The sequence below is a fragment of the Candidatus Protofrankia californiensis genome, from assembly GCF_900634765.1.
GTDB lineage: Bacteria > Actinomycetota > Actinomycetes > Frankiales > Frankiaceae > Protofrankia > Protofrankia californiensis.
Map to the genome: position 1 here is coordinate 1 of NZ_CAAAFT010000434.1, position 1,389 is coordinate 1,389.

Here is a 1,389-nt window from a genome sequence, read left to right on the forward strand (position 1 = left end):
CTCACCCTGCTGGCGTCCCTGACGCTCACCGAGCGCAGGACGATCAGTCGACGACCGGTCGCTGTCAGACTGCTGACGGTCACGCCTGTCCTCGCGGGTCCGGACGCTTCCGTTCTCCGACACCCGGGGGACGCCGGCCGGCTCGGCCACCAGCGTCTCCGCCGACACGCTGGTCACCGGCGTGTCGGGTGCGCTGGGCAGCGGCGCGGCAGGTGCGCTGTCCGTCGTGGCCGCGGACGGCACCGCGGCGGCTTCCTGCGTGCCGGAGGCCCGCGTGCCCTCGGCGCCGTTCGTGGAATCGGGAACGATCACGCTACCTGACTGCTTGCGCCCGGGGCCGGGCAGGACGTCGGTCAGGGTCGCCTGCTCAGCTGCGGAGATGGACGGACTTCCCGACACGCGGGAGGCGGCACGGCGGCTGCGTCCACGTGCGGTTGCTTCAGCTGGCACGGCCGCGCCGGCGGCACCGGAGGCCTGCACAGCGTCGGCCACCTGCACGGTCGGTTCCGGCTTCGTGGCGGGAGCAGCGGCCGCTGGAGATGTTGCAGCCGGCGCATCGCTCTCGCTCACGCCGCTGGGAGCCTGCACGTTCTGGATGGCCGCGATGAGCTGCCCCTTTCGCAGGCGTCCCACACCCTGGATACCCAACGAAGTTGCCATGGCCTGCAACTCCGGTAGGAGCATGGCCGAAAGGCCGGTGCCTGAGCGCCGGCGTCGCGTGGAGCCGGTGTCCACGGACGACATCGGTGTCTGGGACTCCGCGGACTCACGTGCGCTGTCCGGCAGCACGTCGGTGGTGTCGCTCAAGATGTTCCTTCCCTGAAGGGACCGGCTTACGGAAGCCGGGTGATACTTGTTGACCTTCTTCGCCTGGGCATCCCATGGAAACGATGTTCAGCGCCGGTGGGCAAGCAGAGCGCCCGTGGACGGCGCCAACGGCTGAGTACCGCGTGCGAACTCGTCTGTCCCGCTGAGGACTTAACCGGTGCTGGCCGAGGCTTCGATGACGAGGCTGAGGCACCAAGTCCGGTACCGGGTTCCGGCTACGAGGAGCCGGTGGCACCGGCGGGCGAGCACGCGCCGCGGCAGCAGCGAGTGCAGTCATCAGACTATCCAGACGCAGTCACCTGGGCAACATCCTTGGAGCCGTATTGCTTCGGAGTCCTCCGTTTCCCACCCGGGCCGGGGCTATTTCAGCTGGCGTGTCGCGCTCGCGAAGACCGTCCACCGGACTTGTGGGGCATGTCGGGCAGGTATGCCCGCGGGAGACACCCGCACGCCCGCCCACCGGCCGACACCTGCCTCGGACAGCGCCGACGGCCGGTGTCGCCGTCAGCCGGCGACGACCTCGACCTGCGCCCCATCCCGGTCGACGGGCAGGTCGAGCAC

General features: G+C 70.0%; 1 protein-coding gene. It reads right to left on the reverse strand.

Annotation, left to right across the window (positions count from 1 at the left end; all coding sequences use genetic code 11):
* Window positions 1-807, reverse strand: an 807-nt coding sequence (locus DD1DGNOD_RS22415; RefSeq protein ID WP_206443364.1) for a Rho termination factor N-terminal domain-containing protein, incomplete at its 3' end; no start/stop codon positions are given.
* Window positions 808-1,389 lie beyond the last annotated feature (582 nt).